The organism is Pseudomonas sp. PAMC25584 (assembly GCF_058135675.1).
In genome coordinates this window covers 313,251-335,050 of the sequence record NZ_CM176870.1, presented here as the reverse complement: position 1 = coordinate 335,050, position 21,800 = coordinate 313,251, and the positions used below count along the sequence as shown (strand labels likewise).

7 protein-coding genes are annotated in these 21,800 nt (G+C 61.7%); 4 read left to right on the top strand and 3 right to left on the bottom strand.

The window, feature by feature from the left end; genetic code table 11:
• The first annotated feature begins 17 nt into the window (after window positions 1-17).
• Window positions 18-707, top strand: coding sequence for an ABC transporter permease (locus ACS5Q8_RS01480; protein WP_276197883.1), 690 nt, complete (start codon window positions 18-20; stop codon window positions 705-707).
• Window positions 688-1,875, top strand: a complete 1,188-nt coding sequence (locus ACS5Q8_RS01475) for a methyltransferase (RefSeq protein ID WP_465159768.1) — start codon at window positions 688-690, stop codon at window positions 1,873-1,875. Before ACS5Q8_RS01480 ends, ACS5Q8_RS01475 begins: the two co-directional genes overlap by 20 nt.
• A gap of 241 nt (window positions 1,876-2,116) precedes the next feature.
• Here the strand turns inward: ACS5Q8_RS01475 and bcsQ are convergent, their stop codons facing one another.
• The gene (bcsQ, locus tag ACS5Q8_RS01470; protein ID WP_443697483.1) at window positions 2,117-3,076 is read right to left on the bottom strand and encodes a cellulose biosynthesis protein BcsQ; all 960 of its coding nucleotides are present in this window, start codon (window positions 3,074-3,076) and stop codon (window positions 2,117-2,119) included.
• A gap of 288 nt (window positions 3,077-3,364) precedes the next feature.
• Between bcsQ and lapG the strand changes: the two genes are divergently transcribed.
• Window positions 3,365-4,057 carry a cysteine protease LapG gene (gene lapG / locus ACS5Q8_RS01465; protein ID WP_276195856.1) on the top strand — a complete coding sequence of 231 codons (693 nt, stop codon included), beginning with the start codon at window positions 3,365-3,367 and terminating at the stop codon, window positions 4,055-4,057.
• An 11-nt stretch (window positions 4,058-4,068) separates the two neighbouring features.
• Window positions 4,069-6,027 (top strand): cyclic di-GMP receptor LapD, encoded by a 1,959-nt coding sequence (gene lapD / locus ACS5Q8_RS01460; RefSeq protein ID WP_465159767.1) that lies wholly within the window; start codon window positions 4,069-4,071, stop codon window positions 6,025-6,027.
• A gap of 44 nt (window positions 6,028-6,071) precedes the next feature.
• Here the strand turns inward: lapD and ACS5Q8_RS01455 are convergent, their stop codons facing one another.
• Together ACS5Q8_RS01455 and ACS5Q8_RS01450 are read right to left on the bottom strand one after the other, a co-directional pair.
• Window positions 6,072-6,410, bottom strand: a complete 339-nt coding sequence (locus tag ACS5Q8_RS01455) for a tryptophan synthase subunit beta (RefSeq protein WP_247400469.1) — start codon at window positions 6,408-6,410, stop codon at window positions 6,072-6,074.
• A 122-nt stretch (window positions 6,411-6,532) separates the two neighbouring features.
• Window positions 6,533-21,757 (bottom strand): retention module-containing protein, encoded by a 15,225-nt coding sequence (locus ACS5Q8_RS01450; protein WP_465159766.1) that lies wholly within the window; start codon window positions 21,755-21,757, stop codon window positions 6,533-6,535.
• Window positions 21,758-21,800 lie beyond the last annotated feature (43 nt).

The window sequence follows — 21,800 nt, the reverse complement described above, 5'->3', positions numbered from 1 at the left end:
CCCATTTCGACCTGGGCCTGAACTGGGCCGTGATCATCAAATGGCTGCCCAAACTGGCCCAGGGCGCAACCCTCACCCTTGAGTTGGTGGCTATCGCGGTGATTGCCGGCCTGCTGCTGGCGATCCCGCTGGGCATCGCCCGCTCTTCGCGCCGCTGGTACGTGCGTACCCTGCCCTATTGCTACATTTTCTTCTTTCGCGGCACGCCGTTGCTGGTGCAGTTGTTCCTGGTCTACTACGGCCTGGCGCAGTTCGATGCGGTGCGTAACAGCTTCATGTGGCAATACCTGCGCGATCCGTTCTGGTGCGCCACCGCCACCATGACCCTGCACACTGCCGCCTATATCGCCGAGATCCTGCGCGGTGCGATCCAGGCCATCCCGCCGGGTGAAATCGAAGCAGCGCGGGCCTTGGGCATGTCCAAGCCGAAGACGCTGTTCTACATCATCCTGCCGCGCGCCTCGCGCATCGGCCTGCCGGCCTACAGCAACGAAGTGATCCTGATGCTCAAGGCCAGCGCCCTGGCCAGCACCGTGACGCTGCTGGAACTGACCGGCATGGCGCGCACCATCATTGCGCGCACGTACCTGCCGGTGGAGATCTTCTTCGCCGCCGGGCTGTTCTACCTGCTGATGGCCTACGTACTGGTGCGCGGCTTCAAACTGCTGGAACGCTGGCTGCGAGTCGATGCCTGCCAGGGACGTTGAAGCGCGTTTCCAGGCGCTGGATGCGTTCCTCACCGAGCACCAGGGGCTGTGGCGACCGCGGCCCTTCACGCATCGCCAGCTACCCTGGGAACACCAACACCCCGGGCTCGCCCAGTGGCTGCGCCGGCGCTCGCTGGCCGACGCGGAAAGCAGCCACAACCAGCCCCACGAGCTGCCCGCCCCCGCGCCTTTTCCACAACTGGCCGCGCAAGCGCTGCGTCTCAGCGCTGTGGATAAGTTACCGACCCAGCCCCTGGCACCCGCCCGCCACCGCCTGAACGTCGATGTGCCCGGCCGCAAGTGGCAACAGATCGAAGCCTTCGGCGCCGCCCTGCGGTTCGCGCAAACACCCAGGCACTGGTTGGACTGGTGCGCCGGCAAAGGCCACCTCGGCCGCCGCCTGCTGCACACCGGGCAACAGCTGACCTGCCTGGAATACGATCCGGCCCTGATCATCTCCGGCCAGGCCTTGAGCGACCACCATCAACTGCCGGTCACCCATCGCCTGCAAGACGTGCTGGCCGATGTAACGCTCAGCGCCGAACACACCCCCGTCGCCCTGCACGCCTGCGGTGACCTGCACGTGCGCCTGCTGCAACTGGCCAGCGCTGCCGGCTGCAAGCAACTGGCGCTGGCGCCGTGCTGCTACAACCGCATCCACGCCGACCGCTACCAGCCGCTGTCGGGCGCAGGCCGCGCTTCGGCGTTGCAGTTATCGGTCGATGACCTGGGTCTGCCCCTCAGCGAAACCGTCACCGCCGGCAAGCGGGTACGCCAGCAACGGGATACGTCCATGGCCAGGCGCCTGGGTTTCGATCACCTGCAGCGCCAATTGCGCCATTGCGACACGTACTTGCCCACGCCTTCCTTGCCTGCCAGTTGGCTGGATAAACCCTTTGCCGACTATTGCCGCGAGTTGGCCAGCCTCAAAGGGTTATCCACAGGCGAGCAGGATTGGGCAGCGCTGGAGGCGCACGGGTGGCGGCGCTTGGCCGAGGTCAGAAACCTGGAACTGCTGCGAGGGTTGTTTCGGCGCCCGCTGGAGCTGTGGTTGGTGCTGGATCGGGCACTGTTTCTGCGCGAACAAGGCTACAAGGTTGAAGTAGGCAGCTTCTGCGAAACCACGCTGACCCCGCGCAACCTTATGGTGCTGGCTGAGCGCGATTAAGGGGCGGCTTTTTCTGCACTCGCCCTGTGGATAACTCTGTTGATGAAATCTTTACCGAGGATTTAAACGTCTGCGCTACAGGCAAAACGCCACATTGGTCATTTTTTGTTCACAGAATAAAACGCACGCAAAACAGGCAGTTGCAGCGTGTTGAGAATGGCTCCACCCAGGGCCGGTTCCGGGGCGCTGCCAACCTGCCGATTGTGCATAAGCATTTGGCGTTAAGCGCATAAAGCGTGATTTAGCGAGCCTTTTTCCGCGCGATCAATAACCGGCACAGGGCGTTGATATCGTCGCAGGCCACGCTCCCCGCGAGTTTATCCAAGGGGTCCGTCGCAAAGGCCAGCGCTTCGCTGATCGACGGTTCGCGATGCACGACTTCCAACGGACGGTCGCCCAGGCGCAGTTTGAATGCGTCAACCATGTCCAGGCTGAACGCCGAGCGCTCATCCAATTGATTGATTACGTAGAGGCGTTGTGGCGGGCGCTCACGCTCAAGGTAACCCGCCAGCACGGCGTCCAATTGGTCCAGCGTACCGAGACAGGCGGCATTCGGCTGGACGATGACCAACACGAAATCAGCCACGCTCAACGCTTGATGCAGATAGACGTTATCGCCGGCCGGGGTATCGATGAGCATGATCTGTCGTTCACTTAACCCCAACGTCGACAGGTGCTGTGCCAGCCACTTCGGTTCGCGCGTGAGCCAACCCTGCAGGTTGTCCTTCTGCTGGATGCCGGTGTTCCCAAAGGGAATCACCTGGCAACCGGCGAACCCTGCTTGCAGGAGGGTCTCCCATCGCGTGTTGAGCAAGCTGGCACGGCCGACGCCAAGGAGTTCAGGGTCCACGCCGAAGTGCTGGCGCAACGCGTTTTGAGGGTCGAGGTCCAGCGCCACCACCGACTCGCCCAGGCGCTGCAAGCCGCTGCTCAACGCCGTGACCAAGGTACTGCGGCCGACGCCGCCATTGACCGAGACCAGTGCCACCACTGTAGGGCACGGTGCGCTCAAGTCGTAAGGCTGGGGTTGCTCATAGGCCGATGGCGCATGGGTGGAAAAGCGCGAGCCGTCTTTCTGGTTCAGGCGGGTGCCATCATCGAACGGAAGGGTGCCGAAAAAATGCAGCCGTGCGTTTCGCCCCTTGGGGTCGCGGGGCCGGCTATTGCCGCACAGGGCAAATAGATCATCGGTACGACTCATGGCCAGAGCTCCTTCACGGCGCAATCAAAGACGTTAACGGTCGGCAGATAAGGCCGACCGCAGGTCTTTTTGTCGGCGCTTTCGTTGCGACATTCTGTAGCAGGCGGTATGAGGTGTCATTATTTTGATGGTATTGGCGCATTCCTTTCAGACGAGCGGAAAACAGCCAATTTACCGGCACTCAATTAGGCTAAATTGCTGCAAAGTGATTTCATCGTGCCATTGTTTTTTACCCGGTATCACCGCACCATTGCCACACCTTAAATGCTGCAAGCTCGGGTAATCGCGGTGGCGATACGCTTTAACTTCCCTCGGTTCCTGTACGGTCTGGCCATCACGCTGTTGCTGGGTGGCGGCCTGCTGGGCAATCTGCTCGCCGATTGGGATTTCAGCCAGATCAGCCGCCGCGCCGAGGCGCTTTACGGGCCTCTGGGCGCAGGGCGCCAGCGTATCGATGCCTGGCAGCAACTGCTGGCGACGCAAAAGCAGGTCAGCGAGACCGAACAACTCAACGTGGTCAACTTGTTCTTTAACCGCCAGTTGCACTACGAGGAAGATATCGACCTGTGGCACGAGATTGATTATTGGGCGACGCCCATTCAATCCCTGTGGAAAGGCGCCGGTGACTGTGAAGACTATGCCATCGCCAAATACTTCAGCCTGCGTCACTTGGGTGTCCCGGCCGAGAAGCTGCGCATAACCTACGTCAAGGCCTTGCGCCAGAATCGTGCGCATATGGTACTGACCTACTATGCAAGCCCGGAAGCCATGCCGTTGGTACTGGACAGCCTGATGGACCCCATTCTGCCGGCCAGCCAGCGTCCGGACCTGCTGCCGGTCTACGCGTTCAACGGCGAGGGGCTGTGGCTGACCGGCGCGGCGGGCAACAAGAAAGTCGGTGATACCAAGCGCCTGTCACGCTGGCAGGACGTCTTGAAAAAAATGACCGCCGAAGGGTTTCCGGCCAATTCGGGTAATTAACAGGAGCTACGATGTCACTGTTCAAACAATTGCTGATCGCTATCTGTGTGTTTCTAGTGGTCGCCTTCAGCGGTAGCTTCTTCGTCAGCCTGGAAAGCTCGCGTGCGCAGTACGTCAACCAGTTGCGTTCCCACGCCCAGGACGCGGCGACCGCACTGGCGCTGTCGCTGACGCCGAACATCGATGACCCGGCGATGACCGAGCTGATGGTCAGCTCGATCTTTGACAGTGGCTACTACGCGAGCATCCGCGTGGTGGACCTGAGCAATAACCAGGTGCTGGTGGAGCGTGCCGCCGAGCCTGATGCCAGCGGCGTACCGGCCTGGTTCGTGAAGATGATCGGCCTCGCGCCAGCCGGCGGCGATGCGATCGTCAGCCGTGGCTGGCAGCAGGCGGCACGGGTCGAGGTGGTCAGCCACCCGATGTTTGCCCTGGCCAAACTCTGGCAGAGCGCGCTGGGCAGCCTGGGCTGGTTGCTGCTCTGCGGTGCCGCGAGTGCGGTGCTGGGCGCACTGTTGCTGCGCCGTCAGTTGAAGCCGCTGGACTATATGGTCGAGCAGTCCCACGCCATTGCGCGGCGCGAATTCATCAGCCTGCCCGACCTGCCCCGCACCCCCGAATTGCGGCGCGTGGTACAGGCCATGAACCAGATGGTCGAGAAGCTCAAGGCGTTGTTCAATGAACAGACCGAACGCAGCGAGAAGCTGCGCGTGGAGTCCTATCAGGACAGCCTGACCGGGTTGGCGAACCGGCGTTATTTCGAAATGCAGCTCAACTCGCGGGTCAGCAACCTGGAGGAAGCCAGTTCAGGCTATCTGCTGATCTTGCGGGTCAACGACCTGGGCGGTCTCAACCAGCGCCTGGGCGGGCAACGCACCGACCAACTGCTGCAAGCCGTCAGCCAGCAACTGGTGCGTACCTGTGCCAAGTACCCGGAAACCCATAACCTGATCACCCGCAGCCGTGGCGGCGAGTTCGCGGTGCTTGCCCCAGGCCTGGTGCGTCACGAAGCGGTGCAACTGGCCCAGGCGCTGGAAATCATCCTGCAGAGCCTGCACGAAACGGGCGCCACCGACATGTCGATCGTGGCCTACATCGGGCTCGCACCCTACAAACCCGGCGATGCCTCGGCAGACCTGCTGATGCTGGCCGACCAGGCCCTGGCCCAAGCTGAAGCCGGTGGCGGCCAAACCTGGGTATGCCTGGAGCAGCAGACCTCGGGCACCGTCAGCGACGACTCGCACAGCTGGCACACCCTGCTCGACGATGCCCTGAATCAAGGGCGCTTCCGCTTGTTTTTCCAGCCGGTGGTCAGTAGCAGCGATACCCGTCAGGTGCTGCACTACAAGGTGCTCTCACGCCTGCTCGACAACCAGGACCAGACCATTGCGGCGGGGCACTTCCTGCCCTGGCTGGAGCGCTTCGGCTGGACGGCACGGCTTGACCAACTGATGCTCGACCTGGTGATCAAGCACCTGGCAGAGCACAACCAATCGGTGGCATTGAACCTCTCGGCGGCGACCCTGAATGACCCGCAAGCCCTGGAGCGGATGTTCGAGCGATTGGCGCAACATCCCGCACTCGGCGCGCGCCTGACGCTGGAGATCGGCGAAGAGCAAGTGCCCGAGCAACTCCAATTGGAGCGTCTCACCCGACGCATGCGCAGCCTGGGATACAGCCTTGGCCTGCAACGTTTCGGTGGGCGTTTCAGCATGATCGGCAACCTGGCGAAACTGGGCCTGGCGTACCTCAAAATCGACGGCAGCTATATCCGAGCCATTGATCAGGAAAGCCACAAGCGCATTTTTATCGAGGCGATCCAGCGGGCCGCCCACAGCATTGACTTGCCGTTGATTGCCGAGCGCGTGGAAACCGAAGGTGAGTTACGCGTGATTCGCGAGATGGGTATTGAAGGGGTGCAAGGCCAACTGGTCGGTGAGCCGTCGCCGTGGAAGTGGAGCGACGAATAATCATGCCTCCTTGACGCTCATGCCGTTAAGGAGGTGCGCTCGCCTCAGATCAAACCGCTTTCATCGTCATTGATCAGCTCACTCAACCCGCCCAGCGCCGTCCGAGCATGGGTACGCTCCATCACCTTGACCTGCGCGGCGGGCGGCAAGTCCGTGATGCGGATCACGCCCTTGGCGGTCAGCACCTGGATCAAGTCATCGAGCACCCGAATCATCTCGGAGTCGCTCTGTTGGAGCTGCTTGAGGCTGTTGTCGATCACATCCGTGGCAAACCACGCCTGAATGTCCTGATGATCCGCCGGTAGAGTCCCGGTGGATTCGGCGAAGGCCTGCGCCTCGACGCGAACCAAAGCGTTGTATTGATCGCGTTGCACGTAGAACATCAGCGTTCTCCCAATAAAAAATCCCTGCAGGCGCCCACCTGGCTCCCACAGAGATTACACACATTTTCCCAAAGCTGGTGCCCGTGGAGCACCAATCCCGAAAGATTGGCGCTCCAGGGTGATCAGTCGTGATGCTTGACGGTCAGGTCGCCACCAGCGATCAGGCTGTTGATTGCGGCACTGCCACTGCCCCAGCTCGCGCCATCGATCTTGATCGTGACATCAGCCGTACCGCCACCCTGCGCCGTGAACGAACCGGTACTGCTGACACTCAGCGTCGAGCCTGACGAGTCGGTGGTCAACTTCAGGTAGCTGGACAAGTTGGTGTCGTTATTGCCTTGCAGCAAATCGGACAGGTCCAACTTATCGCCTTCACCGTGCTTGAAGTCGGTGATGGTATCGACGCCAGTCCCGGTGTTGGTATCCCCTTTGAGCCACACGAAGGTATCCGCCCCCGCGCCGCCGGTAAGGGTGTCGTTGCCCTTGCCGCCTACCAGGATGTCGTTACCCGCACCGCCGGAGAGCACATCGTTACCGCCTTGGCCGAACAGAATATCGTTGCCGGCGTTGCCGATCAGGCTGTCAGCACCATCGTTAGTGCCGTAGATGTTCGACGCGCTGGCCAATGCACCCACATCGGCGACGTGCTCGCTGATGAACTGATGCAAGGTGCGGTCGTCAATGTGGTCGACCGTCGTGGACAGTTTGTCGGCCGCGAACGCCTTGAGTGCAGCACTGCCTTCAAGGTTTTTGTAGCTGATCAGGTCGCCGAACAGAATGTCGTTACCCGAACCACCGGTGAGGGTGTCGGCGCCGGTATCGGCCGCGTGGCCGGTGATGGCATCCGCCAGCTTCGCAGTGTCGATCGTGGCGACGGTGTGATCGGTATCAAACTGCTTGAGCACGGTGGTATCAATGCTCGAGCCCAGACCGATGGCCTCGACGACAACCTTGCCTGGCACCGCGTTGACCAGATCGGAGTAGGCCGACTGGGCGTTGCTCATGGCGGTGCTGGCGTTGTTATAGACCGACGCCACGTCAAAGCCGCCGCTGCTGTTGGCAACCACGGTGCCTTCGTAAGTTTTAGTGCCCCAACCATCGTAGGAATAGACCTGGCCGGTTCCATCGACAATCACCTGCGTCTTGCCATTGATTACCGCGGTGACCGAGTTGGTCTGACCCAAGACGTAGTTGGAGTTCTTGACAATGCTGTCAAAGTAAACATTCGAGCCGAACCAGCCGGTCGAGCCCAGGAGAGGGTTGCCCTGAACGGCGGTGTACACGTTCGGCGCACCGTCGGTAATGAAGTACGTCAGGTTTTTTGCACCCACATTGCTCGTGGCTTCGTCGCTCTTGAACCAGTTGGTGGCGGCGTTGAACGCATCCTGATAGTTGGTCATGTCGCTCGATTTTGACGCCATCTGAGTCAACACAGCCTGCAAGGCAGCTTTGGCACCGGCCGCGTCGGCGAGGTTGACCGAGACCTGCGCTTCGACCCGAGTATCGAAGTCGACCAGCAACACTTTCACAATACCCGAGTCGCTCTTACCGGCATTGCTGATCAAGGTATCGAACACGGTCGCAAGCTGTGTCTTGATCGACGTCATCGCACTGCTACCGATACTGCCCGAGGTATCGACGATGAAGGCAATGTTGTAGTTGCTGCCCGCATTGACGATACCGCCTTTGTCGCCGACCACCACGTTGTTGGCCGAGGTGCTGCTCAGGTCGATGACATCGGCAGCGCCGCCGCCTTCAGTCACCACATAAGCCTGTGGCGTAACGGTAATGGTGCTGGTCGCCACCGACGAACTCAGGCTGTCAGAACCTTCGTTGTCCTTCACCGAGATCTCGACGGTGCGATCACCCGTAGTCGGATACTTGCTGGTGCTGGAGTACTGGAACGACTCAAGCAGCGACTTGTAGGTGGCCGGGTCAGCTGCACCCGACAGGGTCAGGACGATTTTGCCACTGACGTCAGTGCCGACGCTGGTCAGGGTGACGCCTTTGTAAGTACCGCCCACCGTCACCAGGCTCGAACTGAGCTGGTCGCCCGCGCTGGCGTTTTTCAAGGTGATGGTCGCGCTTTGCATCTGGGTGCTGTCGACGTCACCGATCGCTACGCTACCGGTGATTGCTACCCCACCCGTACCGCGCTCGGCGTAGGCCGTGCTGTAGCTGGTGAGGACGGAGCCGTCTGCGGTGCTCAGGTCCAGGGTCGGTGCGTCGTTGACCGAGGTCACGGTGATAGTGCCGTTAGCCGGGGTCGAGGTCAGCGGATTGCTGCCGTCAGCGTTGCCGCTGTCGGTGGCGGTGTAGGTGAAGTTCGCCGTGCCGTTGAAGTTCGCGTTCGGCTTGAAGTACACAGTGGCTGCGCCGTTGACCGCGTCAATAGCGCCGGTCACCGCTTTGGTCATCGCCGCGTCGGTGTAGAAGGTGCCGTTGGTTGGCGTGCCGACAGTGAACGATTTCACGTTCGTCAGGCCGTCTACGTCGGTTGCGCTCAGTTTGACCGCGATACCTACGCTTGGGTCTTCAGCACCGGTCGCGGTGGTCGCCACAGCCACCGGCGCATCGTTGACCGGAGTCACGGTGATGGCGCCGTTGGCCGCTGGCGAAGTCAGTACGTTGGTGCCGTCAGCGTTGCCGCTGTCGGTGGCGGTGTAGGTGAAGTTCGCCGTGCCGTTGAAGTTCGCGTTCGGCTTGAAGTACACAGTGGCTGCGCCGTTGACCGCGTCAATAGCGCCGGTCACCGCTTTGGTCATCGCCGCGTCGGTGTAGAAGGTGCCGTTGGTTGGCGTGCCGACAGTGAACGATTTCACGTTCGTCAGGCCATCTACGTCCGTCGCACTCAGCTTGACCGCGATGCCTACGCTTGGATCTTCAGCACCGGTCGCGGTGGTCGCCACAGCCACCGGCGCATCGTTGACCGCAGTCACGGTGATGCTGCCGTTGGCCGCTGGCGAGGTCAGTACGTTGCTGCCGTCAGCGTTGCCGCCGTCGGTGGCGGTGTAGGTGAAGTTCGCCGTGCCGTTGAAGTTCGTGTTCGGTTTGAAGTAAACCGTGGCTTCGCCGTTGACCGCGTTAATGGCGCCGGTCACCAGTTTGGTCATGGCCGCATCGGTGTAGAAGGTGCCATTGCTCGACGCCCCGACGTTGAACGACTTGACGTTGGCCAGACCATCGACATCGGTGGCGGACAGTTTGACCGCGATACCTACGCTTGGATCTTCAGCACCGGTCGCGGTGGTCGCCACAGCCACCGGCGCATCGTTGACCGCAGTCACGGTGATGCTGCCGTTGGCCGCTGGCGAGGTCAGTACGTTGCTGCCGTCAGCGTTGCCGCTGTCGGTGGCGGTGTAGGTGAAGTTCGCCGTGCCGTTGAAGTTCGCGTTTGGCTTGAAGTACACGGTGGCTGCGCCGTTGACCGCGTCAATAGCGCCGGTCACCGCTTTGGTCATCGCTGCGTCGGTGTAGAAGGTGCCGTTGGTTGGCGTGCCGACAGTGAACGATTTCACGTTCGTCAGGCCATCTACGTCCGTCGCACTCAGCTTGACCGCGATGCCTACGCTTGGATCTTCAGCACCGGTCGCGGTGGTCGCCACAGCCACCGGCGCATCGTTGACCGCAGTCACGGTGATGCTGCCGTTGGCCGCTGGCGAGGTCAGTACGTTGCTGCCGTCAGCGTTGCCGCTGTCGGTGGCGGTGTAGGTGAAGTTCGCGGTGCCGTTGAAGTTCGCGTTCGGCTTGAAGTACACGGTGGCTGCGCCGTTCACCGCGTTAATGGCGCCGGTCACCGCGTTGGTCATCGCCGCGTCGGTGTAGAACGTGCCATTGGTTGGCGTGCCGACAGTGAAGGATTTCACGTTCGTCAGGCCGTCTACGTCGGTTGCGCTCAGTTTGACCGCGATACCTACGCTTGGGTCTTCAGCACCGGTCGCGGTGGTCGCCACAGCCACCGGCGCATCGTTGACCGGAGTCACGGTGATGGCGCCGTTGGCCGCTGGCGAGGTCAGTACGTTGCTGCCGTCAGCGTTGCCGCTGTCGGTGGCGGTGTAGGTGAAGTTCGCCGTGCCGTTGAAGTTCGCGTTTGGCTTGAAGTACACGGTGGCTGCGCCGTTGACCGCGTCAATAGCGCCGGTCACCGCTTTGGTCATCGCTGCGTCGGTGTAGAAGGTGCCGTTGGTTGGCGTGCCGACAGTGAACGATTTCACGTTCGTCAGGCCATCTACGTCGGTTGCGCTCAGTTTGACCGCGATACCTACGCTTGGGTCTTCAGCACCGGTCGCGGTGGTCGCCACAGCCACCGGCGCATCGTTGACCGGAGTCACGGTGATGGCGCCGTTGGCCGCTGGCGAAGTCAGTACGTTGGTGCCGTCAGCGTTGCCGCCGTCGGTGGCGGTGTAGGTGAAGTTCGCGGTGCCGTTGAAGTTCGCGTTTGGCTTGAAGTACACGGTGGCTGCGCCGTTCACCGCGTTAATGGCGCCGGTCACCGCGTTGGTCATCGCCGCGTCGGTGTAGAACGTGCCATTGGTTGGCGTGCCGACAGTGAAGGATTTCACGTTCGTCAGGCCGTCTACGTCGGTTGCGCTCAGTTTGACCGCGATACCTACGCTTGGGTCTTCAGCACCGGTCGCGGTGGTCGCCACAGCCACCGGCGCATCGTTGACCGGAGTCACGGTGATGGCGCCGTTGGCCGCTGGCGAAGTCAGTACGTTGGTGCCGTCAGCGTTGCCGCTGTCGGTGGCGGTGTAGGTGAAGTTCGCAGTGCCGTTGAAGTTCGCGTTTGGCTTGAAGTACACGGTGGCTGCGCCGTTGACCGCGTCAATAGCGCCGGTCACCGCTTTGGTCATCGCTGCGTCGGTGTAGAAGGTGCCGTTGGTTGGCGTGCCGACAGTGAACGATTTCACGTTCGTCAGGCCATCTACGTCCGTCGCACTCAGCTTGACCGCGATGCCTACGCTTGGATCTTCAGCACCGGTCGCGGTGGTCGCCACAGCCACCGGCGCATCGTTGACCGCAGTCACGGTGATGCTGCCGTTGGCCGCTGGCGAGGTCAGTACGTTGCTGCCGTCAGCGTTGCCGCTGTCGGTGGCGGTGTAGGTGAAGTTCGCCGTGCCGTTGAAGTTCGTGTTCGGTTTGAAGTAAACCGTGGCTTCGCCGTTGACCGCGTTAATGGCGCCGGTCACCAGTTTGGTCATGGCCGCATCGGTGTAGAAGGTGCCATTGCTCGACGCCCCGACGTTGAACGACTTGACGTTGGCCAGACCATCGACATCGGTGGCGGACAGCTTGACCGCGATCCCGACACTTGGGTCTTCAGCACCGGTCGCCGTGGTGGCGATCGCCACTGGCGCATCGTTGACCGCAGTGATCACGACGCTCACCTTGCCAGTCGTGACTTCTTCAACCTGCGTGCTCAACTCTTTGGCCGTTGCCGTCACAGTCAGATCGAAATTGGCCGTCGCATCCTTGGCCGGAGTGACGGTCAAGGTACCCAGGTTCCAATTGCTGACATCGTACTGGGTGGTCGCACCCGTCGAGGTATAGCTGTGGCCCGTGGCGCCGTCGGTAATGACAGCGCCTGCAGGCAGGCCGCTGATTTCTACCTTGTGCGATTCCGACTGGTCATTGTCGACAAACGTGGTCGTGATCGGGCTGATCTTGATCGCACTGTCTTCCAGGCCGTGGTTGTAAACGTAGCCGGTGTAATAGCCTTCTCCGTTGACCACGTGAGCATCGTTAAAGACCGCGCCGGCGGCTTTCAACGCGTCCAGGCTGGTATAGGTCTGCACGCCGCTGCTACCCAACGCCATCGACGGGCCGCTGTTGATCGAGACATTGACGTCGTAGTTGCCCGGGCCGTTCTGGTTGTAGTGATAGATGTCGAGGGTGTAATAACCCGACTCTGTCGGCGTAAAGGGGGTTGCGTTGATACCGCTGCCCTGGCTCCAGGTCTCGGTCGACACCAACTTGCCGCCGACGGTAACCGCCAGGCTGTCATCGGCGCTGCCGGTGAAGCTGTAGCTCTTGCCGGCTTCCAGGTAAACCAGGCCAGAGACTTTGGTCGCGGTGAATTCCACCACATTACCGTTGCTCACGTTTGCGGTCACACCCGTGGAGGCTGCGCTGCCAGGCGTTTGGGCGTTGATGACCCGAATCAAATCGCTGGACTGAACAACACCATTACCGTTCGTACCCAATTCACCAGGCAGGTTCCCGCCGGTCCAGGTTTGAATGGTCAAGCCAGTTGGCACGTCACCGAACGAGCCGACCGTCACGACAGGAACGTCCGTCACCGGGTGGATATCCACGGTGATGGTTTGAGTGCCGCTGTTGAGCAGGCCATCGGTAGCCTGGAATTTCAGTTCGGTGTAATCGCCCTGTTTGTTACCGACGCCGGTGTTGCCGAAGCTGCTATCACCCGACTCGTTGGCCGCTGGGCTGTAACGCACATTGTGATTGTCGAAGTCGGCCTGGCTGAAAGCCTTGCCCGGCGACGTATCAGTTTTCAGATCAGCTGCGTTGAGCTGGACCCAAACACCGTCGACTTTGTACTCGATGGCACCGTTGGGCAAGCTGGTGAAGACGACTTTCAGGTTCGTGGAATCCACATCATTGACCCCGAACGTCGACCATTTCAGATCGACTGGGGTGTCTTCGCTGCTTTCTATGTGGCCATTGCTCGCAGTCGGCGCGTCGTTGACCGGGGTCACGGTGATGGTGCCGTTAGCGGGAGCCGAAGTCAGCGGGCTGCTGCCGTCAGCGTTGCCGCCGTCGGTGGCGGTGTAAGTGAAGTTCGCGGTGCCGTGGAAGTCCGCGTTTGGCTTGAAGTAAACGGTCGCTTCGCCGTTGACCGCGTCAATTGAGCCAGTCACCGGTTTGGTCATGGCGGCGTCGGTGTAGAACGTGCCGTTGGTTGGCGTGCCGACGGTGAAGGACTTCACGTCCGTCGGACTGTCCACGTCGGTCGCGGACAGTTTGACCGCGATGCCTACGCTTGGGTCTTCAGCACCGGTCGCGCTAGTGGCTTCAGCCACCGGCGCGTCGTTGACCGCAGTCACGGTGATGGTGCCGTTGGCTGGCGCCGACGTCAGCGGGCCGCCGTCGGTGGCGGTGTAGGTGAAGTCCGCGGTGCCGTGGAAGTCCGCGTTTGGCTTGAAGTAAACCGTGGCTTCGCCGTTGACTGCGTCAATCGAGCCGGTCACCGGTTTGGTCATCGCCGCGTCGGTGTAGAAGGTGCCGTTGGTTGGCGTGCCGACCGTGAACGATTTAACGTCCGTCGGACTGTCTACGTCGGTGGCGGACAGTTTGACCGCGATGCCTACGCTTGGGTCTTCAGCACCGGTCGCGCTAGTGGCTTCAGCCACCGGCGCGTCGTTGACCGGGGTCACGGTGATGGTGCCGTTGGCGGGAGCCGACGTCAGCGGGCTGCTGCCGTCAGCGTTGCCGCCGTCGGTGGCGGTGTAAGTGAAGTTCGCGGTGCCGTTGAAGTCCGCGTTTGGTTTGAAGTAAACGGTCGCTTCGCCGTTGACCGCGTCAATAGCGCCCGTCACCGGTTTGGTCATGGCGGCGTCGGTGTAGAACGTGCCGTTGGTTGGCGTGCCGACGGTGAACGATTTAACGTCCGTCGGGCTGTCTACGTCGGTGGCGGACAGTTTGACCGCAATCCCTACGCTTGGATCTTCAGCACCGGTCGCGCTAGTGGCTTCAGCCACCGGCGCGTCGTTGACCGCAGTCACGGTGATGGTGCCGTTGGCGGGAGCCGACGTCAGCGGGCTGCTGCCGTCAGCGTTGCCGCCGTCGGTCGCGGTGTAGGTGAAGTCCGCAGTGCCGTGGAAGTCCGCGTTTGGTTTGAAGTAAACCGTGGCTTCGCCGTTGACTGCGTCAATAGCGCCCGTCACCGGTTTGGTCATGGCCGCGTCGGTGTAGAAGGTGCCGTTGGTCGGCGTGCCGACGGTGAACGATTTAACGTCCGTCGGGCTGTCTACGTCGGTGGCGGACAGTTTGACCGCGATGCCTACGCTTGGGTCTTCAGCACCGGTCGCGCTAGTGGCTTCAGCCACCGGCGCGTCGTTGACCGGGGTCACGGTGATGGTGCCGTTGGCTGGCGCCGAAGTCAGCGGGCTACTGCCGTCAGCGTTGCCGCCGTCGGTGGCGGTGTAAGTGAAGTTCGCGGTGCCGTGGAAGTCCGCGTTTGGCTTGAAGTAAACGGTCGCTTCGCCGTTGACCGCGTCAATTGAGCCAGTCACCGGTTTGGTCATGGCGGCGTCGGTGTAGAACGTGCCGTTGGTTGGCGTGCCGACGGTGAACGATTTAACGTCCGTCGGGCTGTCTACGTCGGTGGCGGACAGTTTGACCGCAATCCCTACGCTTGGATCTTCAGCACCGGTCGCGCTAGTGGCTTCAGCCACCGGCGCGTCGTTGACCGCAGTCACGGTGATGGTGCCGTTGGCGGGAGCCGACGTCAGCGGGCTGCTGCCGTCAGCGTTGCCGCCGTCGGTCGCGGTGTAGGTGAAGTCCGCAGTGCCGTGGAAGTCCGCGTTTGGTTTGAAGTAAACCGTGGCTTCGCCGTTGACTGCGTCAATAGCGCCCGTCACCGGTTTGGTCATGGCCGCGTCGGTGTAGAAGGTGCCGTTGGTCGGCGTGCCGACGGTGAACGATTTCACGTCCGTCGGGCTGTCTACGTCGGTGGCGGACAGTTTGACCGCGATGCCTACGCTTGGGTCTTCAGCACCGGTCGCGCTAGTGGCTTCAGCCACCGGCGCGTCGTTGACCGCAGTCACGGTGATGGTGCCGTTGGCGGGAGCCGACGTCAGCGGGCTGCTGCCGTCAGCGTTGCCGCCGTCGGTCGCGGTGTAGGTGAAGTCCGCGGTGCCGTGGAAGTCCGCGTTTGGCTTGAAGTAAACGGTCGCTTCGCCGTTGACCGCATCAATCGAGCCGGTCACCGGTTTGGTCATGGCCGCGTCGGTGTAGAAGGTGCCGTTGGTCGGCGTGCCGACGGTGAACGATTTAACGTCCGTCGGGCTGTCTACGTCGGTGGCGGACAGTTTGACCGCAATCCCTACGCTTGGATCTTCAGCACCGGTCGCGCTAGTGGCTTCAGCCACCGGCGCGTCGTTGACCGCAGTCACGGTGATGGTGCCGTTGGCGGGAGCCGACGTCAGCGGGCTGCTGCCGTCAGCGTTGCCGCCGTCGGTCGCGGTGTAGGTGAAGTCCGCAGTGCCGTGGAAGTCCGCGTTTGGTTTGAAGTAAACCGTGGCTTCGCCGTTGACTGCGTCAATAGCGCCCGTCACCGGTTTGGTCATCGCCGCGTCGGTGTAGAAGGTGCCGTTGGTCGGCGTGCCGACCGTGAACGATTTAACGTCCGTCGGACTGTCTACGTCGGTGGCGGACAGTTTGACCGCGATGCCTACGCTTGGGTCTTCAGCACCGGTCGCGCTAGTGGCTTCAGCCACCGGCGCGTCGTTGACCGGGGTCACGGTGATGGTGCCGTTGGCTGGCGCCGACGTCAGCGGGCCGCCGTCGGTGGCGGTGTAAGTGAAGTCCGCAGTGCCGTGGAAGTCCGCGTTTGGCTTGAAGTAAACGGTCGCTTCGCCGTTGACCGCGTCAATGGAACCGGTCACCGGTTTGGTCATCGCCGCGTCGGTGTAGAAGGTGCCGTTGGTAGGCGTGCCGACGGTGAACGATTTCACGTCCGTCGGGCTGTCTACGTCGGTGGCGGACAGTTTGACCGCGATCCCTACGCTTGGATCTTCAGCACCGGTCGCGCTAGTGGCTTCAGCCACCGGCGCGTCGTTGACCGCAGTCACGGTGATGGTGCCGTTGGCGGGAGCCGACGTCAGCGGGCTGCTGCCGTCAGCGTTGCCGCCGTCGGTCGCGGTGTAGGTGAAGTCCGCAGTGCCGTGGAAGTCCGCGTTTGGTTTGAAGTAAACCGTGGCTTCGCCGTTGACTGCGTCAATGGAACCGGTCACCGGTTTGGTCATCGCCGCGTCGGTGTAGAAGGTGCCGTTGGTTGGCGTGCCGACGGTGAACGATTTCACGTTCTCCACGCCATCGATATCAGTAGCCGAAAGCTTAACTTCGATGCCTTGAACCGGGTCTTCGGAACCGGTCGCGGTAGTGGCCATGGCTTCCGGTGCATCATTCACTGCAATCACATTGATCGGCAGGGTGATCGACTCGGATTTCGGATCAGCGGTGCCGTCCTGCGCAGTCGCAGTGACAGTCAGGTTCACCAGGCCGTTGGCGTTTTCCGCCGGGTTGAAGACCAGGGTGGCCTTGTTCCAGTCGCTGATGTCGACGCTTTGATTGCCAGCCGTCGCTGTGAAGGTGTGACCCGGCGTGCCATCGGTGATGGTCGCGTTGACCGGGACACCACTGATTTCCAGCTTGAGCGTCTCGGAGCCATCCTTGTCGGTGGCGTATGCGTCGATGGTCGACAGCTTGATCGCATGGTCTTCCAGGCCGGTGTTCAGCACCTGGGTGACGCTGATGTTGTCCAGCACGCCGCCCACCGAGTTGTTTGTATCGCCAGCCGGGGCTTTGAATTCGAGCTTGGCATCGCCGTCAGCAGTGACCGGCACGACGAAGGTGTAAGTCTTCATGCCAACGGTGGTGGTGTCCAGGGTGCCGACTTTGACGCCGCCCCAGAATACGTCGATCACCGAATTGTCCTCGGCACCCGCACGTGGCGAGTAGTCGACCGAGATGGTGTAAGCCGTGCCGGCTTCCGCCTTGATGATGGTGTACAGGCTGGAGTCGTCGCCGGCGTTTTTCTCAAGCTCGATGACCTGGCTGTTGCCTGGGGTCTCTACGCCGTAGATGCTGCTTTGGCCGATTTCGACTTGGCCGTCGGCATTACCCGTGAGCCACGGAGTGCTCGGGGTGCCATTGACGGCCGGGTTGTTAGCATTACCTACCGCGACGTCGCCCCACGAACCATTGAGATTGGCGCCGTCGAAGTTGATCGAGGTCACCACGCCGCCGCCAAGCAGGCCCAGGTGCGGGGTGTCGGTAACCGGCGCGATCGTGATGTCGGCGGTGGTTACGGTACTCGATTTACCGCCGTTGTCGACCGCAGTGAAGGTCAGCTCGGTTTTGCCGCTCCAGTCGCCGGTCGGGGCGAAGTAAACCGCTGCCTTGCCGTCGGCACCCGCTGGCACCGAGTCGCCGACCTTGAGTTCAGTTTGCAGCGTGGCGTCGCTGTACAGCTTGCCGTTCTCCGGCAAGGTGGTAATGACGAAGTTGGAGACGGTACCGTCCACATCCTTGCCGTCCAGAACGATCTTGGCCGTATGGTCTTCATCGGCGGTGGTGTTGTCGGCCGATGCAATCGGCGCGTCGTTGAACAGGTCGATAGTGACCTTGCCGGTGGCGCTGCCGGTTTCCGGTGGTTCGCGATCCAGGTTGCCGCCGCCGACGTCAGTCACAGCGATGGTGACGGTACGATCGGTGCCGACAGGATTGTCGCCCGGGCTCTGGAAGGTGATGGCTTCAACCACCTTGACGAAGTCGGCGGCGCTGCTGCCGGTCGCCGAGTCGCTGGTGAGGGTGTAGACGATTTTCCCGTCAGCGGCGCTGCCGCTCTGGGTGATGGTAATGCCGGCAACGGCCAGGGCCTTGAGCACGTCGGTATTGCTGAGCACATCCCCCGAAGCCAGGTGGTCGACGGTGACCACGACTTTGCTGAAGGTGGTGTTGTCGACGTCTTTGATGGTCAGGTTTTCGACCAGCGCGACCGCGTCTTTTTGCTCAGTGAACGTGGTGCTGTCGAACTTGACCTCAGGCGGATCGTTCACCGGAACCACGTTCACCACGGAGGTCACGGGGGCCGAATCCAACTGACCGTCGTTGACGGTGATGGTCAGGGTGCGATTGGCCGGGTCCGGGTTCTCGCTTTCGCTGGCGAAGTGCACCGAACGCAGGACTTCCTGGTATTCCGCCTTGGTGGCTTCACCAGACAGGGTCAGGATGCCAGTGGCTTTGTCGTAGCTGACTGCAATTTTGGTGTTGCTGACATCTGCGATCAGCACATCGTCTGCCAGGTGGTTGACGAGTGTGACTTTGGCGCTTTGCAGGGTGCTGTTGTCGACGTCGCTGACGGTCAAGGTCGCCGCCACGTAGCCGCCAGGCTTGCCTTCAATATAGGTGTCGCCGAATGCGTTGGTCGAAGCGTTGCCCAGCACAGGAGCGTCATTAACCGCAGTCACCGTGATGGTGCCGTTGGCGGGAGCCGACGTCAGCGGGCTGCCGTTGTCAGTAATACCGCCGTCGGTGGCGGTGTAAGTGAAGTTCGCGGTGCCGTTGAAGTCCGCGTTTGGCTTGAAGTAAACGGTAGCTTCGCCGTCGACTGCGTCAATAGCGCCGGTCACCGGTTTGGTCATCGCCGCGTCGGTGTAGAAGGTGCCGTTGGTTGGCGTGCCGACGGTGAAGGATTTCACGTCCGCCAGGCCATCTACGTCGGTGGCGCTCAGCTTGACCGCGATCCCTACGCTTGGGTCTTCAGCACCGGTCGCGGTAGTGACTTCCGCCACCGGCGCATCGTTGACCGCAGTCACGGTGATGGTGCCGTTGGCGGGAGCCGACGTCAGCGGGCTGCCGTTGTCAGTAATACCGCCGTCGGTGGCGGTGTAAGTGAAGTTCGCGGTGCCGTTGAAGTCCGCGTTTGGCTTGAAGTAAACGGTGGCTTCGCCGTCGACTGCGTCAATAGCGCCGGTCACCGGTTTGGTCATCGCCGCGTCGGTGTAGAAGGTGCCGTTGGTTGGCGTGCCGACGGTGAAGGATTTCACGTCTGCCAGGCCATCTACGTCGGTGGCGCTCAGCTTGACCGCGATCCCTACGCTTGGGTCTTCAGCACCGGTCGCGGTAGTGACTTCAGCCACCGGCGCGTCGTTGACCGCAGTCACGGTGATGGTGCCGTTGGCGGGAGCCGACGTCAGCGGGCTGCCGTTGTCAGTAATACCGCCGTCGGTGGCGGTGTAAGTGAAGTTCGCGGTGCCGTTGAAGTCCGCGTTTGGCTTGAAGTAAACGGTGGCTTCGCCGTCGACTGCGTCAATAGCGCCGGTCACCGGTTTGGTCATCGCCGCGTCGGTGTAGAAGGTGCCGTTGGTTGGCGTGCCGACGGTGAAGGATTTCACGTCTGCCAGGCCATCTACGTCGGTGGCGCTCAGCTTGACCGCGATCCCTACGCTTGGGTCTTCAGCACCGGTCGCGGTAGTGACTTCAGCCACCGGCGCGTCGTTGACCGCAGTCACGGTGATGGTGCCGTTGGCGGGAGCCGACGTCAGCGGGCTGCCGTTGTCAGTAATACCGCCGTCGGTGGCGGTGTAAGTGAAGTTCGCGGTGCCGTTGAAGTCCGCGTTTGGCTTGAAGTAAACGGTAGCTTCGCCGTCGACTGCGTCAATAGCGCCGGTCACCGGTTTGGTCATCGCCGCGTCGGTGTAGAAGGTGCCGTTGGTTGGCGTGCCGACGGTGAAGGATTTCACGTCCGCCAGGCCATCTACGTCGGTGGCGCTCAGCTTGACCGCGATCCCTACGCTTGGGTCTTCAGCACCGGTCGCGGTAGTGACTTCAGCCACCGGCGCATCGTTGACCGCAGTCACGGTGATGGTGCCGTTAGCCGGAGCAGAAGTCAGCGGATTGCTGCCGTCAGCATTACCGCTGTCGGTCGCGGTGTAGGTGAAGTCCGCGGTGCCGTTGAAGTTCGCATTTGGCTTGAAGTACACCGTGGCTTCGCCATTGGTGGCATCAATAGCGCCCGTCACCGGCTTGGTCATGGCCGCGTCGGTGTAGAACGTGCCGTTAGTCGGCGTGCCGACGGTGAACGATTTCACGTTGGCCAGGCCATCCACATCGGTCGCACTCAGTTTGACCGCAATGCCCTGGGCCGAATCTTCAGCCCCGCCAGCTTCAACGACCGCGGCCACCGGCGCATCGTTAACCGGCGTCACCGTCACGTCCAGCGTGCTGCTCGAACCGGTATTGGTGGTGTAGCCGATCTGCGGCACTTCACCGTTGTAATCCTTGACCGGGGTAAACGTATACGCGCCATCCGTACCGATGGTGATGGAGCCGACACCTTCGATAAAGGCGACTTTGCCTGCGGCATACGTATTGCCGTCGACAGTAAACGTCGCGACGCTCAGCACGTTGTCGATGTCGCTGTCATTGCTCAGCACGTTGCCAGTGGCAGCCTGATCCTCGACAACGGTGTTGGTGTCCGCGACCAGCACGCTCGGATTGTCGACAGCGACCACTGTAGTAGTCGCGGCTTCCGGGTTGATCGCCAGGTTTTCGTAGTTACCGCCGCTCGCAGCGGTGATGGTGGCGCTGATGCTCAGGTCTTTGCCGTCGGCCAGGTTCGCCGGCGTATCGACGCTGACGGTGCCCGTGGTTTTACCGGCTTCGATGGTGATGGTGGTGTTGTTGGACAGCGTGATGGTGACGTCGGTTTGCGCGGCGTTGTTCACGGTCGCGGTATAGACGATCTTGCCGCCCTCATCGACTGACGCGTTCGCGCTCAGCGTGACGGTGGTGGTATCGATGGTGTCCTTGATCAGTGTAACCGCCGGCGCCGGGTCCGTCGTAATGACCAGGTTGCCGCCGCCGGACGTGCCGGCGATGGTGGCGGAGATCGACGAGGCATCCAGGTAAGGCGTGTCATTGCCCGCGAACGTGACGTTCAGCGCACCCGAGGTCTGGCCGGCGGGGATCACGACGGACAGACCGTTGGACAAGGTGACGGTCAGGTCACTGGTCGGCGCCTGGGTGATAAACGCGGTATAGACGACGACGCCACCGGCTTCGGTGATGCTCGGCGTGGCGGTCAGGGTAATGGTGACGTCGCGCGCGGCGAGGCTGTTATTGGTAGCGGCGCTGAATTGATTGGCTGCGGCATCGGCTGCATTTAAGCCGGTCGTCGGATAACCGATAGTAGGGTTAACGGTGCCTGCGGTGGTCTCCAGCACGACAAAGCTATGGCCGCCGCCCACGGCGCCGTCCGCACCGGCGGCAGTTGGGCCAGCAGCGGCGGCTTCGAAGTCTTGGGTCGGGTCGGCACCGGCAGCGATGGCTTGCTGCAGTTCGGCAACGGAGGGTGCCGCCTGGGCAGTGGCGGCACTCAGGTCGGTCACCGAGTCAGGCGTGTTCGCGCTCCATTGAGTGTCACGACCCACGTCAAGGGTGCGGCCATCGGCAAGCTCCAGCGACACGGAGCCAGCAGGACCGGTTTCCACCAGTTCCCCTGTGAACAAGCGATCCCCTTCTACCAGCAGGCGACGAATCCCTTCCGGGGATACCGCAAACACTTGACCGACAATACTTTTGACGACCGCAACGCTGCTCATAAAAGACTCTCCGTGTATTACCGTGCAGGGGTATCCATCATGG